This window comes from Mycolicibacterium holsaticum DSM 44478 = JCM 12374 (assembly GCF_019645835.1).
In the GTDB taxonomy this organism is placed as follows: Bacteria; Actinomycetota; Actinomycetes; order Mycobacteriales; family Mycobacteriaceae; genus Mycobacterium; species Mycobacterium holsaticum.
On the sequence record NZ_CP080998.1, the window covers coordinates 4910919 to 4925478 of the forward strand.

The 14560-nt window shown below is 66.0% G+C and carries 15 protein-coding genes; 6 read left to right on the forward strand and 9 right to left on the reverse strand.

The annotated features are described in order from the left end of the window. Positions 1 to 41 precede the first annotated feature (41 nt). The 3 genes from K3U96_RS23715 (at position 42) to K3U96_RS23725 (ending at position 5168) form a co-directional block, all read left to right on the forward strand. Positions 42 to 1412 carry a glycosyltransferase family 2 protein gene (locus K3U96_RS23715; RefSeq protein ID WP_220693662.1) on the forward strand — a complete coding sequence of 457 codons (1371 nt, stop codon included), beginning with the start codon at positions 42 to 44 and terminating at the stop codon, positions 1410 to 1412. Next, positions 1409 to 3349, forward strand: a complete 1941-nt coding sequence (locus tag K3U96_RS23720) for a hypothetical protein (protein ID WP_230982267.1) — start codon at positions 1409 to 1411, stop codon at positions 3347 to 3349. The genes K3U96_RS23715 and K3U96_RS23720 overlap by 4 nt, the downstream gene beginning before the upstream one ends. 61 nt (positions 3350 to 3410) lie before the next feature. Next, a complete protein-coding gene (locus tag K3U96_RS23725; RefSeq protein ID WP_372515051.1) occupies positions 3411 to 5168 on the forward strand; it encodes an ArnT family glycosyltransferase in 1758 nt (585 codons plus the stop codon). Here K3U96_RS23725 and fgd read toward each other — a convergent pair. Then, positions 5071 to 6081 (reverse strand): glucose-6-phosphate dehydrogenase (coenzyme-F420), encoded by a 1011-nt coding sequence (gene fgd, locus K3U96_RS23730; protein WP_220691269.1) that lies wholly within the window; start codon positions 6079 to 6081, stop codon positions 5071 to 5073. The genes K3U96_RS23725 and fgd overlap by 98 nt on opposite strands. A 35-nt stretch (positions 6082 to 6116) precedes the next feature. Here fgd and K3U96_RS23735 point away from each other — a divergent pair, with 35 nt between their 5' ends. Then, on the forward strand, positions 6117 to 6863 hold the full coding sequence (locus K3U96_RS23735) for an MBL fold metallo-hydrolase (RefSeq protein WP_069405464.1): 747 nt from the start codon (positions 6117 to 6119) through the stop codon (positions 6861 to 6863). On the opposite strand, the gene K3U96_RS23740 is transcribed toward K3U96_RS23735, so the two are convergent. Both K3U96_RS23740 and K3U96_RS23745 read right to left on the reverse strand, forming a co-directional pair. Next, positions 6856 to 7146 (reverse strand): hypothetical protein, encoded by a 291-nt coding sequence (locus tag K3U96_RS23740; protein WP_069405468.1) that lies wholly within the window; start codon positions 7144 to 7146, stop codon positions 6856 to 6858. The genes K3U96_RS23735 and K3U96_RS23740 overlap by 8 nt on opposite strands. A 2-nt stretch (positions 7147 to 7148) precedes the next feature. After that, on the reverse strand, positions 7149 to 7658 hold the full coding sequence (locus tag K3U96_RS23745) for a GNAT family N-acetyltransferase (protein WP_230982270.1): 510 nt from the start codon (positions 7656 to 7658) through the stop codon (positions 7149 to 7151). 141 nt (positions 7659 to 7799) lie between these two features. On the opposite strand from K3U96_RS23745, the gene K3U96_RS23750 reads away from it, so the two are divergent. Beyond that, the gene (locus K3U96_RS23750) at positions 7800 to 8456 is read left to right on the forward strand and encodes a TetR/AcrR family transcriptional regulator (protein ID WP_069405462.1); all 657 of its coding nucleotides are present in this window, start codon (positions 7800 to 7802) and stop codon (positions 8454 to 8456) included. A gap of 1 nt (position 8457) precedes the next feature. Here the strand turns inward: K3U96_RS23750 and K3U96_RS23755 are convergent, their stop codons facing one another. After that, positions 8458 to 9942 carry a flavin-containing monooxygenase gene (locus K3U96_RS23755; RefSeq protein ID WP_220691271.1) on the reverse strand — a complete coding sequence of 495 codons (1485 nt, stop codon included), beginning with the start codon at positions 9940 to 9942 and terminating at the stop codon, positions 8458 to 8460. A gap of 165 nt (positions 9943 to 10107) precedes the next feature. On the opposite strand from K3U96_RS23755, the gene K3U96_RS23760 reads away from it, so the two are divergent. Next, on the forward strand, positions 10108 to 10971 hold the full coding sequence (locus K3U96_RS23760) for an SDR family oxidoreductase (RefSeq protein ID WP_069405460.1): 864 nt from the start codon (positions 10108 to 10110) through the stop codon (positions 10969 to 10971). An 89-nt stretch (positions 10972 to 11060) separates the two neighbouring features. Here K3U96_RS23760 and K3U96_RS23765 read toward each other — a convergent pair whose 3' ends face one another. From K3U96_RS23765 to K3U96_RS23785, 5 genes are all read right to left on the reverse strand, one after another. Further along, positions 11061 to 11915, reverse strand: coding sequence for an endonuclease domain-containing protein (locus K3U96_RS23765; protein ID WP_220691272.1), 855 nt, complete (start codon positions 11913 to 11915; stop codon positions 11061 to 11063). Positions 11916 to 12031: 116 nt separating this feature from the next. Continuing rightward, positions 12032 to 12448, reverse strand: coding sequence for a hypothetical protein (locus K3U96_RS23770; RefSeq protein WP_220691273.1), 417 nt, complete (start codon positions 12446 to 12448; stop codon positions 12032 to 12034). Next, positions 12449 to 13705 carry an O-succinylhomoserine sulfhydrylase gene (locus tag K3U96_RS23775; protein WP_220691274.1) on the reverse strand — a complete coding sequence of 419 codons (1257 nt, stop codon included), beginning with the start codon at positions 13703 to 13705 and terminating at the stop codon, positions 12449 to 12451. It abuts the gene before it with no gap. Next, positions 13702 to 14115 (reverse strand): rhodanese-like domain-containing protein, encoded by a 414-nt coding sequence (locus K3U96_RS23780; protein WP_069405457.1) that lies wholly within the window; start codon positions 14113 to 14115, stop codon positions 13702 to 13704. Before K3U96_RS23780 ends, K3U96_RS23775 begins: the two co-directional genes overlap by 4 nt. Before the next feature lie 19 nt (positions 14116 to 14134). Beyond that, a complete protein-coding gene (locus tag K3U96_RS23785) occupies positions 14135 to 14542 on the reverse strand; it encodes an Rv0361 family membrane protein (protein WP_230982272.1) in 408 nt (135 codons plus the stop codon). Between the last annotated feature and the right edge of the window lie 18 nt (positions 14543 to 14560).

The following is a 14560-nucleotide window of genomic DNA, read 5'->3' on the forward strand; positions in this document are numbered from 1 at the left end:
CATCGTCGTTCTTGCCGGCCCACTTCTCCGCGCGCACGGCGATGAACCGTGCATCGCTGATCCGGTTCGGCTTGCTGGGCGCGGTCGTGGTGGGCGCGGTGATCGCGGCGCCGCGCATCGTCGCACCACTGTTGACCGGCCTGGTGGCACTGCTCTATTTGGCGGCCACGCTGGACCGAAACTACCTGTTGTTCAAGGGTCTTCGAGCCTCGGCGATGGTACGCGTGACCCGCGAAGAAGCGTTGGCGCTGTCCGACGACGAACTACCCGTGTACACGGTTCTGCTACCCGTCTACGACGAACCGTCGATCGTGACGAACCTGATCAACGGAGTCGGCAAGCTCGACTACCCGCGCGACAAGCTGGAAGTGCTCTTGTTGGTCGAGGAGGACGACGTCGCGACCCAGGCGGCGCTGATCGGCGCCGAACTCCAATCGGTGCGCGTCGTGCTGGTCCCCCACAGCCTGCCGAAGACGAAACCGAAAGCCTGCAACTACGGGATGTCGTTACCGGATCTGCGTGGCGAGATGGTGACGATCTACGACGCCGAGGACATCCCCGACCCCCTGCAACTGCGCCGCGCGGTGGCCGCGTTCCGACGGCTGCCCGACGAAATCGGTTGTCTGCAAGCCCGGCTCGGGTACTTCAACGAGCGCCAGAACCTGCTCACCCGCTGGTTCTCCCTGGAATACGACCAGTGGTTCGGCGTCATCCTGCCCGCCGTCGAGAAGGCACGCTGCGTGGTCCCGCTCGGCGGCACCTCTAATCACATGTCCACCCGCACCTGGCGCGAAGTCGGCGGTTGGGACGAATTCAATGTGACCGAGGATGCTGACCTCGGGGTGCGGCTGGCGCGCCACGGTTACCGCACGCTGATCCTGGACTCGATCACGTTGGAAGAAGCCAACTCCGACGTGGTGAACTGGATCAGGCAGCGGTCCCGCTGGTACAAGGGCTACCTGCAGACGATGCTGGTGCATCTGCGTAACCCAGCCGGGCTGCGGCGCGAGATCGGCACTAAGTCCATCCTTCGGCTGCTCAACATGACCGGCGGGGTGCCGTTGACCTCTGTCTGCAACCTGGTTTTCTGGTTCACGATGCTGGTCTGGGTGCTGGGGCGCCCGCCCGTCATCGCCATGGTCTTTCCGCCGATGACCTACTACGTATGCTTGGCGTTGTTCCTGATCGGCGCCCCGTTGTCGGTGTTCTCCGGCTTGGTCGTCACCAAGGAGCTCGGCAAACCGCATCTGTGGCCGGCCGCGCTTCTGACCCCGCTGTACTGGGTCCTGCAAGCCGTCGCCGCCGTTAAAGCCATCTATCAGTTGGTGTTCCGGCCGTTCTTCTGGGAGAAGACCGTGCACGGCCTGACCCATCCAAACGCTCCGTCACCATCGGCTGGAGGTATTCGGTGAAAGCGCTCGTCCGGACTGCGGGGGCTCCCCTCCTCGTCGTCGCAGCCCTGTGGGCGCAGGTCCTCGCGCCTGCGCTGCCGGCCGCCTCGGCAGAGCCGAGGGGTCAGGATGTTCCCGGCTCGAATGTGACGCCGCCGATCGTCTGGCCCGAGTTGGGACTGCCCGATCGGTTGGAGTTGATCGGGGCCAACCAGGCCACCGGGGTCGCGGTTCCCGTGCCTTCGGGTGTGCAACCCACGACGCTGACCGGTCAGATCGGGTCGGTGATCAACGTGGTGCAAGGCCGGATCGAAGTTCTCGACAGACGCGGCATCGTGCTCGGCACGATCCCGGTGCCGGGCGACCTGGCCACCGTTCCCTTCAAAGTCGACATCTCCCGCGCCGAAGTCAAGGACGGCCAGGCGCAGCTCAATTTCATCCTGCGCGACAAGACGGCCGCCGCCGCCGACAGTTGCACACAACCGCCGTCGCTGGCGCTGAGCCAACTCGCCGCGGCGTTCTCCGGACCCACTCCGGCCCCTCGCACCGTGGCAGACTTTCTACCCGGCTACCTCGACCAGGTCTTGATCCGGGTGGGCCCGGCACCGACGGAGAGTCAGCAGCAGGCCGCGCTTGATCTGGTCGCTGAGCTCACCCAGTTGTACCGCCCAATGCCCGTGCGCATCGAGGTGGACAACTCCGATGGCCCGGTCCCGCCGGGGAGCGCCATCGCACGACGGGTGATCGACATTCGCGATGGTGGCACGGCGGCGCTGACCGTCGAGAAGCCAGGTAGCCCCGGCGCGGTGCTGGCGATCACCGGCAGTGGCCTAGAGCTCGTGCAGCAGGTCGACCTGTTTGCCGATCGCCGCTTCAGCCTGGCCCAGACACCTTCGGCCGCAACTCTTTCGGCGCTGGAGGACCGGAGCAAGGCGACCAATATCAAGACGTTCGCCCAGCTCGGCATGACCGGTGAGGCGTCGGTCCTTGGCGCCAGCACGCTGTACGCCGGCTTCGACGTCAGCAAGTTCGCCCTCGGCTCGATCAGCCACGCGAAGGTCCACCTCAAAGCCAAGTACACACCGGTGGTCGGCGGAGAGGCGTCGGTCTTGATCCGGTCCGGATCGACGGTGCTGGCCACCCGGGTCCTGGACGGATCCGGTGTGCTCGACGTGACAGGTGACATTCCGCCGGAGTCGATCACTTCGACCGTCGGTTTGGCACTCGAGTTGCGGTATTCCCCGCGCCAGGAATGTGCGCCCGCAAACGATCGCATGACCTTCTGGCTGGACCCACAGTCGACGGTGACCGTTACGCCAGGGACCCATAACCGCGGCGGTTTCCCGGTGCTGCCCATGGCGTTCACACCTGACTTCGATGTGGCAATCGACAGCCCCGACCATCTGACGTACGCCGCGCAAGCAATCAACCTGATGGGACAGCAGACCACAGTGGCGTTGCGCCCGCGGCTCACGACGTTTGCCGCAGCCGCCTCGGCCGGCACGGGCCTTCTCGCGGTCACCGGGGGCAGCGAACTGGCCGACGCGGGGATGAGGCCGCCGATTCAACCGGGTGCGCCGAACACCGTCAGCGTCAATGCCAACCCGGAGACCGATCTGGATCTGGGCGGTCCGTTGGGCGTCGTGCAGACGTTCACCCATAACGACCGCAAGGTGTTGGCGATTTCCGGCAGCGGTGATTGGTCGCTGGTGGCCGAGTCGTTCAATTACATCCGCGGTCTGGAGAATCGCTGGGCGTCTTTGAGCGGCGATGTCGTCGCCACCGGGGCCGAACGTCACACCGTCAACCTCACTGTCCGTGAGGGTGGCGGGCTGATGAACGAATACCCGGGTGACGCCTGGAAGTGGTGGGCATGGGTGTCGATCGCGGCCGGGGTCGCGATAGCCATCGCAGCGCTGGTGCTGGTAATGGTCCGCTGGCGACGCCGAACCCGGTGAGGTAATGACCGAACGGCCCGTCATCGCCGGCGACGCAGGAATTGTCGTGGCCGCCGACCCGATGCCCGCGACTGAACCTGGCCGCGCGTGGGGAGCGGGCCTGTTCGCGGTGCTGGCCGGACTGTACTTCGCTGTCGGGGCCGTACTTGTGTTGCGGTTCAACATGTTCGACCCGGATGCACCGAGCCGGGTTGCCAACGCCGGCTACGTGGTGATGAGCCGTCACCCACATCTGTCGGCCATCGGTTTCGTCTGGAACCCACTGCCCAGCATGGTCCAGATCCCGATCCTTCCGTTCAGTCAGTGGTGGCCCGAGCTGAAGACCCACGGGTTGGCCGGCGTCGTGCAGAGCGCATTGTTCATGGCCGGCGCGGCAGTGATGGTGCGGCGGATCGCGTTGGACCGCAGGGTGGGGACGGCATGGCGCTGGTTGGCCGTCGGGTGCTTCGCGCTGCAGCCGATGATCATCATCTACGGCGCGTCCGGGATGAGTGAAGCGGCCGAGACCTTCTGCCTCCTCTGGTGCGTCCGCCACCTCATGCAGTGGGTGCACCTCCACCGCGTTGGCGATCTTGCTTGGGCGGGTATCGCTTTGGGCCTGGGTTACCTGTGCCGTTATGAAACGGTCCCCGCCGCATGCGGGGCGGCTCTGCTGGTTGGCGTCGTCGCGTTCCAGACCGCGCGACGATCGCAACGAGTCAACAACGCCATACTCTGCGTGATCATCGTGCTCTTTCCGTTGGCGGCGGCGTTCATCGTCTGGGCGATGACCAGCTGGGTGGTTTCCGGCGAATTGTTCGCGACGTTGTCCTCGCAGTACGGCAACGACAGTCAGGTGACCGCGGCCATGGAGCGTGGCGGCCCGCTTGCCGAGGCGGCCTCCAGCGATTGGGTGGTGATCGCTGCCCGGCTCCTCGGTATGCAGCCCTTTGTCGTGCTTGCTGTGGCCATCGCTGTGGCGCACAGTGTGCTGCGCCGAAAGGCCGACGTGCTGGTACCGGTCGCGGTGCTGGGCCCGGTACTGGCATTCGCAGTATGGGGACAGTACACGTCGGCCACGTTCGGCTGGTTCCGGTTCTATCTGCTGGCGATCCCGCTGGTGATCTGTGTCGCGCTGGCGCTGTGGGAACCCGACTCAGCGCGCGAAAACGTTCGGTGGCGCGTCAACGATGTCGCGAGCCGCGTCGGCGCTGTACTGGTGTGCGTTTCGCTGATGATCGGGATTCCGGTGACGGTGGCAGCGATGTCGGACGAACGAATCGGCAATCAGCAACTCCAGTTCGGCTTGCGGTCTTTGGTCGACCCCGACCGGTATCCGCCCGACGAACAGTGGTACCGCCGACTGATGGTCAACGATCGCGCGCTGGCCGACTACTTCGATCGCAAGCAATTACCCGACGGCTCAGTCCTGATGGACACATTCAACACGTGGGGTGTCTGGTTGGCGTCTGACCGGCCACGCCAGTTCTTGATCACCAGCGACTACGACTTCGCCCCCGCGCTGAACCGGCCGTGGGATTTCGGCGTGCAGTACATCGTGGCCAGCAACCCGACGATCAGCAACGCCGATGCGCTGAACCTGCGCTACCCCACCCTGTGGCAGGACGGCGCCGGTCTCGGCACGCTGGTGCATTCGGTGTACGGCGCGACGGGCGACGAACGGTTCCGGGTCTACCGGGCCACCGGGCGGCCGGCGAATACCCGGCCGCCCGACGCCAAGATCAACCAAGCCGGCGCAGCCGGGGCGCCAGATCCTTCTGAAACAGGTCCAGGAACCGGCGCTGATCGTGCCCCGGCGCATGGAAAACGAGGTGGTTGAGGCCCCACTTCACGTACTGGCCGACCTTTTCCACGGCTTCGTCGGGATCTGACGCGACGATCCAGCGCTTGGCGACCTGTTCGATGGGCAGCGCGTTGGCGGCCTTCTCCATCTCGATCGGGTCATCGATGCTGTGCTTCTGCTCGGCGGTCAGCGACAGCGGCGCCCAGAACCGGGTGTTCTCCAGCGCCAGGTCCGGGTCGGGGTCATAAGAGATCTTGATCTCGATCATCCGGTCGATCTCATCGGCGCTGCGGTCTGCAGCCTGGGCACCTTCTGCGACCGCGGGGATGAGCTTGTCCTTGTAGAGCTCCTCACCCTTGCCCGAGGTGCAGATGAAACCGTCGCCCGCGCGCCCGGCGTACTTGGCCACCACCGGGCCGCCGGCGGCGATGTAGACCGGAATGCCGCCCTCTGGCACGTCGTAGATCGACGCGCCCTTGGTGTGGTAGTACTCGCCGTCGAAATCAACCCGGTCACCGACCCACAGCTCACGCATCAGCCGCACGGATTCGCGCAGCCGGGCGAACCGCTCCTTGAACTCCGGCCAGTCACCCTCGTACCCGGTGGCGATCTCGTTGAGCGCCTCCCCGGTGCCCACCCCGAGGAAGATCCGGTTCGGATATAGACAACCCATGGTGGCGAACGCCTGCGCGATCACGGCGGGGTTGTAGCGGAACGTCGGCGTCAGCACCGACGTGCCCAGCACGATCCGCTCGGTGCGTTCACCGACCGCCGTCATCCAGGCGAGCGAGAACGGCGCATGGCCGCCCTCATGGCGCCAGGGCTGGAAGTGATCGCTGACGGTCGCGCTGTCCATGCCGTGCGCTTCGGCCTCCACGCCCAGTTCGACGAGTTCGCGCGGGGCGAATTGTTCCGCCGACGCCTTGTATCCCAGTTTGAGTTCAGCCACGTGTTCGTTTCTACTCCACTACCTAGAATCGCGGGATGGCCCCGGTCCTGACCGCCATCACCGACAACGTCCATTTCGCGCACACCGACCTGGTCAACTGGACGCTCGTCACCGACGACGACGGTGTACTGCTGATCGACGCCGGGTTCCCCGGCAGCCGCAACGACGTGCTGGCGTCGCTGCGTCAGCTGGGCTTCGGGGTCGAGCACCTGCGCGCGATCCTGTTGACCCACGCCCACATCGACCATTTCGGGTCGGCCATCTGGTTTTCCAAAACCCATGGCACACCAGTGTATTCGCACGGCGCCGAGGTGGGACACGCCAAGCGCGAGTATCTCGAGCAGGCCTCGCCGGTCGACATCGCCAAACACATCTGGCATCCGCGGTATCTCGCGTGGAGCGTGGCCATCGCGCGCAAGGGCGCGCTGATCCGCGAAGGAATCCCGGCCACCCAGGCGCTCACCGAGGACGTCGCCGCCCGCCTGCCCGGCCGGCCGATGGCGATTCCCACCCCCGGCCACACCGGCGGTCACTGCTCGTACGTCGTAGACGGTGTGCTGGTCAGCGGCGACGCTCTGGTCACCGGGCACCCGCTGGCACCGCGCGGCGGGCCGCAGCTGCTGCCCACGCTGTTCAACCACGACCAGGACGGCTGTGTGCGCAGCCTGGACGCCCTGGCGATGCTCGACGCCGAGGTGCTGCTGCCCGGGCACGGCCCGGTGTGGCGCGGGTCGATCCGGGAGGCCGCCGACACCGCGAGGCGCGGATCGACTCTCAGGTGAGGGTCTGGTAGCCCAGCAAGAAGATCGCCGTCAGGCACAGGCCGCACGCCACCACGATGGCCGGCATCAGGATCATGCTGTCGAGTTCGTCGTCGTCGAGCACGTCGTCCTGGAACCGGCCGAACAGCACCCGTGCCACGCCGGTCTTGCGGAACGCGTGCACCAGGCCCCGCACCGCCCGGGTGTTGCGCCTGCGGCCGATGAATACCCGCGACGCGACTCCGAGCGCAAACGCTCCGACGGCGGCCAACAGGATCAGCCAGCCGACGGTCGTCTGCGTCAACGTCACATGCCCACTTCCGTGTCCTCGCTGTCAGCCGCGCCGATCTGCGAGGGGTGCCCGTCCAGGGTCTTCGCAAACGCCACCGGGAAAACCTCGCCGTCGGCGGGCAGCGGCTCGTCCAGCCGCGTGTATCCGGTTGCAGAATAAAGCGCTTCGGCCTCCGGTTGGCGATCACCGGTCATCAGGTACACCCGCCGGTAGCCGCGCGCAGCGATCTTGGCCTCCAACGCGGCAAGCAGTGCCCGCGCGTGGCCCCGGCGCCGGAACCGGCTGTCGGTCCAGATGCGCTTGAGCTCTGCGGTGTCGTCGTCGAAGCGGCAGAACCCGCCGCCGGTCACCGGTTGCTCACCGACCAGTCCGATCAGCAGCCCGCCACTCGGCGGGGCGAACGCGTCCGACGGAACCGAACGCAGCCATTTCATGACGCGCTCCTCGGTGCCGCCGTAGCGACCCGCGTATTCCACCGCCAACTCGGCGAGCAGCGGCTGGGCCAGCGGGTCGTCCTGGCCCACCGATACGAAACGAGGTTGAGGATGCGGCACTTCGCACGCGACCCTACCGCGCACGGCTGGGGGTTCGGCCGATCCCGCGGTTGGCGAGGAGAGGTCCCTATACTCAGCGGGTGAAGTATTCACTTACCACGCGGGCTGCCGGTGCCGTCTAGATCGGCTCGTAGCCGCGCCCCCTACTCGAATCCGCAGCCGCGCCTCTCCGCCGACGAACGCCGACAGCAGATCATCCAGGCCGCCCGCCAAGTATTCGAGCAGACCGGGTTCGACGGCGCCCGCACGCGAGATCTGGCAGCCGCGGCGGGGGTGAACGAGGCGCTGCTCTACCGCCACTTCGGGTCGAAAGAGGAGTTGTTCGAAGCTGCGGTCGCCGCACCGCTCGAGGAGGCGGTGAACAAGGTCGTCGAGTTATCCGGCGCCCCTCCAGAAGAGTTCGATGCCACCGGCACGGTGATGTACGACCGGACCTATCGCTTCATTTTCGATCTGCTTGGGGTCATGGACGAGATCGGTCCGCTGATGGGCGTCATGCTGTTCGGGCAGGCCGACCGCGCCGGGGAGTATTTCCGCAACCGCATCGACCCGGCGCTCAATGACATCGAGCGTGTCGTCGAGGCGAACCTTTCGGCATGGCGGCACAAGGACTTCGACGTCGCGCTGATGGTTCGGCTGGCCGTCGGGATGGCATGGTTCGTCGCCACCGCCGACCGGCTGAATGCGCGTGAGCGCGATCGTGCCGCAACGGCAGAGGCGATCACGTCCATGCTCATCCACGGCGTGGGAACCCCGCCAGAGCGCTGACTTATCCCGCGGCTCCGACGGGCTCGTAGGACGCCGCATCGAATGTGCGAAGCCGCCTGGTGAGCGAAAACATCGTCCCGGGCCAGGGCAACGACACCCGCCGGTGACCGTCGGCGAGGTAGTAACTGTCGCAGCCACCGAGGGCGAACGTGGATTTGTCCAACATCTCGTCGGCCTCGGCGACGAACCGCTCCTGCGCCGCAGCCGACACCTCGAGTGCGGGCACCCCGAGGCGATTGGTTTCTTTGATGGCGCCGACGAGGTAGGTGGCCTGCGCCTCGGCCATCGTGAAGCCAGACAACGTGCCGACGTTGGGCCCGAACATCAGAAACGCGTTGGGAAACCCGTTGATCGTGGTGCCCAGGTACGCCTTGGGATCGCCCTTCCATACTTCGGCCAACGTCTCGCCGGACCGGCCGCGGATACGTTCGGCGACGGGATGGTGCTGCATCGTGTGAAATCCGGTGCCGTAAATGACTGTGTCAGCTGGTATTTCGCGGCCGTCCGCAGTCACTACGGAATGCTCGCGCAATCCGACGGCCGGCGAGGTCACCAAGTCGATGTTGGGCTGGGCAAGCGCACGGTAATAGTCGTTGGAAAAGCAGAGCCGCTTGCACGTCGGCAGGTAGGCAGGCGTCAACGCCCGTCGCGTCGCATCGTCCTTGATCCACCGGCGGATGTGCATTCGGCAGATAGACCCCAACACGGCGCCGGCGAACCGCTGTGAACGGATGGCCGCGGTGGTGAAGGCGTCCATGAGCAGCCAGGTGACCAGCCTGATGAGCTTCATCAGCAGCGGGATTCGAGTCAGATACCGCTTCGAGGTCGCCGAGATCTCCCAGTCCGGTTTCGGCAACACCCACGACGGGGTGCGCTGCACGAGCGTGAGTTTGGCGACCTGCGGCTGCACCGCCGGTACGAACTGGATCGCCGACGCACCGGTGCCGATCGCCACGACCGTACGGCCGCTGAGGTCGAGATCGGTGGGCCAGGCCGACGAATGAAATGCCCTGCCCCGGAACAGGTCTTGGCCGGGTAGCTTCGGAATGACCGGATCGTGCAGCGGGCCGGCGGCGATCACGAAGAACCGCGCCCGGAACACGCCGCGATCCGTCACGATATTCCAGCGGCCGTCGGCGTTGTCCCACTGCGCGTCGAGCACCTCGGTGTGGAGCCGCACCTTGTCGCGCACACCGAAGTCGTCGACCACAGCGCCGATGTAGGCCTCCAACTCGGCGCGGGTGCCGTACACACGCGACCAATCGGGCTTGAGCGCATACGAGAAGCTGTACACGTGGGACGGGATGTCGACCGCGCACCCCGGATACGTGTTGTGATGCCAGGTACCGCCAACGCTGCCCGCACGCTCGACAATGACGACATCGTCGATGCCCGCGCGGCCGAGTTCGACGGCCGCGGCGACACCGCACAGCCCCGCACCCAGGATCAGCACCTCGACGGTTTCGGCGTCGTCGGAACCCGCCATCTGCGCCCCCTGTCGTTGACCCGTGCGACCCATGCAACACAAGGTAGCAAGTACTTACTTAGGCCACCAAGGACTTGCTTCGCGAACTTCGCCGGGTGGATACCGCGGTCGGGTGCATCCCTGCGCACTTTCACCCCGAACTTGACACGTGTAAAGTTCGGCCGCATGGACAACATCAGGGGCAAGACCATCGCCATCACCGGGGCTGCCCGCGGCATCGGATATGCGACCGCCAAAGCGCTGCTGGAACACGGCGCGCGGGTGGTGATCGGCGACCGTGACGTGGCGTTCCAGGAATCGGCCGTCGCCCAGCTCACCAAGCTCGGCCCGGTGTCGGGCTATCCGCTCGACGTCACCGACCGCGAGTCGTTCGCGACGTTTCTGGACAAGGCCCGCACCGACGGCGGCGGCCATATCGATGTGCTGATCAACAACGCCGGCGTGATGCCGATCGGGCCGTTCCTCGAGCAGTCCGAGCAGTCCATCCGGTCCTCGATCGAGGTGAACCTGTACGGCGTGATCGCGGGCTGCCAGCTGGTACTGCCGGGGATGATCGCGCGCCGCAGCGGCCACATCATCAACATCGCCTCGCTGTCCGGGCTGATCCCGGTGCCCGGTCAGGTCGTGTACGTGGGCGCCAAGTTCGGCGTGGTCGGGCTGTCGGCCGCGCTGGCCGACGAGATGGCCCCGCACGGCGTGGACGTCTCGGTCGTCATGCCGCCGTTCACCAACACCGAGCTGATCTCGGGCACCAAGAGCGGCGGAGCCATCAAGCCGGTGGAGCCCGAGGACATCGCCGCGGCGGTCGTCAAGACCCTGCAGAAACCGAAAACCCATGTGTCGGTTCCACCTCCGCTGCGCTTCACCGCGCAGGCCGCCCAGATGCTCGGGCCGCGCGGACGCCGGTGGCTGAACAAGAAACTCGGCCTGGACCGGGTGTTCCTCGAGTTCGACACCTCTGCGCGGCAGGGCTATGAGCAGCGCGCGCAGGCCGCCCAGGGCGTGGTAGAAGGACCGGACAAGAAGTAGCCCGCCGACCGCTTCCATGCGGCGCGAACGTTCCTTACCGCCCGAACTTTCGCGGAAGTTTCGAGTGGTAAGGAACGTTCGCGGCGGGTTCACATTGATGCGCCCGCGGCACGCAAAGCCGCTCGAGTGCGACCGATGACGACATGGGGACGGTTGCGGAGCATGTTCGCGCTGACGCGAATGATCCGCCATCCCAAACCCTGGAATTTGGCCTGCTTCTCGATGTCCTTCTCCCGGACCCGGGGGTCCGTCCAGTGCTGAATCCCGTCGTACTCCACGCCGACCCGCCACTCGTCCCAGCCCATGTCGATGCGGCCGACGAAATCACCCCATTCATCAAAGACCTCGAGCTGCGTGCACGTCGGCCGCAACCCGGCCTGCGTCAGGATCAGTCGGGTACGCGTCTCCTGGGGCGACTCCGCACCGGCATCGGACAGGCTGATTGCTTCACGCAACTGGACGATGCCCCGTGCACCGCGGTGGCGATCGGCGAGCAACTGGATGTCAGCGGGCTTGAGCTCGGTCGCCTGCATCAGCGCGTCGAGCCGGATCACGGCTGTGGTGAGCCCACGGCGACGTCCCAGGTCGTAGGCCGTTCGTGCGGGGGTGGTCGCCGGTATACCGTTCACGACACATACCTCGTCGTCCGCGAGCTTGTCGGAGTGCAGCAAGATTCCCGTGGTCTTGTGGCGATGTGGCTGATTGATTTCGGCAGGCAGGTGCGCGTCGATCCATAGCGTGCCGTGCAGCGCGGCGGCGGAAAGACCGGCAGCGGTGGCGCGCCGCTCCGACCACAGCCACGCCGCCACTGCCTTGTCGACAGCCGTGACGACGTATCCGCTGGGTACGTACACGTTGCGAAACACTGCGTCGTGTCGGGTGGCCAGCTGGTACCGGTTGACGACTCCGGCGGCCACCGCTTCCGAACCAATGAATGGGCCCATGGGTATAAGACGCGCGTGGCCCGGCGCCCGGTTCCATGCCGCGCGAACGTTCCTTACCGCTCGAATTTCGGCCAGAAGTTCGAGTGGTAAGGAACGTTCGTGGCGCCGTTAAAGCTTCAGGACCCGAACACCGGGCGCGGATCCCCGCTGCGGTACGCCTCGACGGCATCGAGGTTCTCGAACAGTTCCTCGAAGCCGAACTGGTAGTCATCGCTGGTGCCGACGAACACCACGTGGACGACGTCTGCCCCGTCGGCAGCCACCAACACGATCGTCGTCATGTCGACGATCTCGTCGTCCACGACGTCGGCTTGTGACGGTGGATAACACCACAATGCCGACTCGTCGTCAGAGGATTCGTCGTCGAATACCCAGCCGCGCTCGGTGATTCGCTTGTCGAACTCCTCGAGCACCGCAGCCAGTTCGATGTCCTCGGACATCGCGTCCATGACGGAGTAGGGCACCCAACGCTCGTCACGCGCCGCGCGCCGCTTGCGTCGCCGCGCCTTTTTCGCGTCCGTCCGCCGTGACAACTAACTCAGCGCCTGGTCGATGTCGGCGATCAGATCGTCAGTGTCCTCCAGCCCCACCGAGATTCGCACCACCCCGTCGCCGAGGCCGATCGCCGCCCTGCCCTCGGGGCCCATCGCGCGGTGGGTGGTGGTGGAGGGGTGGGTGACCAGCGACTTGGCGTCGCCCAGGTTATTGGATATGTCGACCAGTTGCAGCTTGTCGAGTACCTCGAACGCGCGCTGTTTGGCCGTGGCTGGATTGCCGGCACCGCCGGCGCCTGCGAGCTCGAACGTGATGACAGTGCCGCCGCCGGTCATCTGCCGCTTGGCCAGGTCGTACTGCGGATGGGATTCCAGGAACGGGTATCGCACCCAGCTGACGGCGGGATGATTCTCGAGGAACTCGGCGATCCGCTGCGCCGACGTGTTCTGGTAATCCACCCGAACCGACAACGTCTCCAACCCTTTCAGCAGCGTCCAGGCGTTGAACGCGCTGATCGCCGGGCCGGTGTGCCGCATCAGCTTCTGCACCGGTTCATCGATGTAGGCCTTGTCCCCCAGGATCGCCCCGCCGAGGACGCGGCCCTGCCCGTCGATGTGTTTGGTGGCCGAATACACCACGACGTCGACCCCCAACGGAAAACCCTGCTGCAGGATCGGCGTCGCGAACACGTTGTCCAGCACCACTTTTGCACCCGCTGCGTGGGCCAGGTCGCACACCGCGGCGATGTCGACCAACGACTGCATCGGGTTCGACGGGGTCTCGAAGAACACCGCCGTGGTCGGGACCGACAGCGCCTCTTCCCACTGGGACAGGTCCTCACCGTCGACGAAGACCGTCTCCACCCCCCATCGCGGCAGGATCTCGTTGCACACCACAAAGCACGACCCGAACAGGCTGCGCGCGGCGACCAGACGGTCACCGGCGCCCAGCAGCGCCCCCAGCGACGTGAACACCGCCGCCATCCCGGTGGCCGTCGCAAAGCACGCGGGCGCACCTTCGATCAGGCGCAGCCGCTCCTCGAACATCGAGATGGTCGGGTTCCCGTAGCGGGAGTACACGTAGCGGTCGATCTCACCGGTGAACGACTTCTCGGCCTCGGCGGCCGACGCGTAGACGTATCCCGACGTCAGGTATATCGGCTCGGCGGTTTCTTCGAACTGCGAGCGCAGCAGCCCCCCGCGCACCCCGATGGTGGCCTGGCCGACGCCGTTGGGCAGTTCGGCTGGGCGGCGCACCGACGGCACCTCGTCGTGGTCGGTGTCGGGGCCGCTCATGACTGCGTCCAGGGCAGGCCGACCGCCTTCCAGCCGCTCCTGCCGCGGTGTCTGTGCTCGTCGAGGTGGCCCTCGAACCCGTCGAGCACGTTGTAGGACGGCGCGATGCCGGCTGCGGTGGCGGCCTCGGCCGCGCCGATCGAGCGGTTACCCGAGCGGCACAGGAACACCACCGGGCGGTTGCCTGCGTCGCCGATCTGTTGGACGAGGTCGTCGACGAACGCCTCGTTGTGAGTTCCGTCCGTGCGGTTCCACTCGATGAACACGACATCGCGCTGCAGCGTGGCAAGATCGGGAACCCCGACGAAGTGCCACTCGGCCGCGGTGCGACAGTCCACCAGTACCGCCTCTGGGTCGTCGGTCAGCAGCGCCCAGGCCTCCTGCGGTGTGATGTCTCCGGCATAGCTCACGGACCGAAGTGTCCCACAGCTACCTGGGGCCAGCTGAACAGACCTTCCATGCCCCGTCTTCGCGGACAAAGTTCATGTTCACACTGGTTTTGGCGTCCGGCGCCTTGTCGAAGTGGTAGGTCACCTTGGCGCTGGCGCGGTCGCCCTGCACTGTGACATCGGTGACGTCGTCGACAAACCGCTCACCGCGCGAATCGACCGAATTCCGTTGACCGGCAAGCAGGTCAGCTTCGGTACCCCGCTCGGCAGCACAGGTGTAGGAACCGAAATCGGCGTAACTCTGCCGCTGCAGCGCATCGTTTTGGCCGACCGCCGCGCGGGCGACCTGAGCCTCGGCGGACGGCTCGTCGTCGCCCAGCAGATTGAACAGAGCGATTCCGACCACGACGAGCACGAAGACCCCCAGCGCCGCCAGGAACGGCGTCATCGTCGGCCGGTCGGCCGG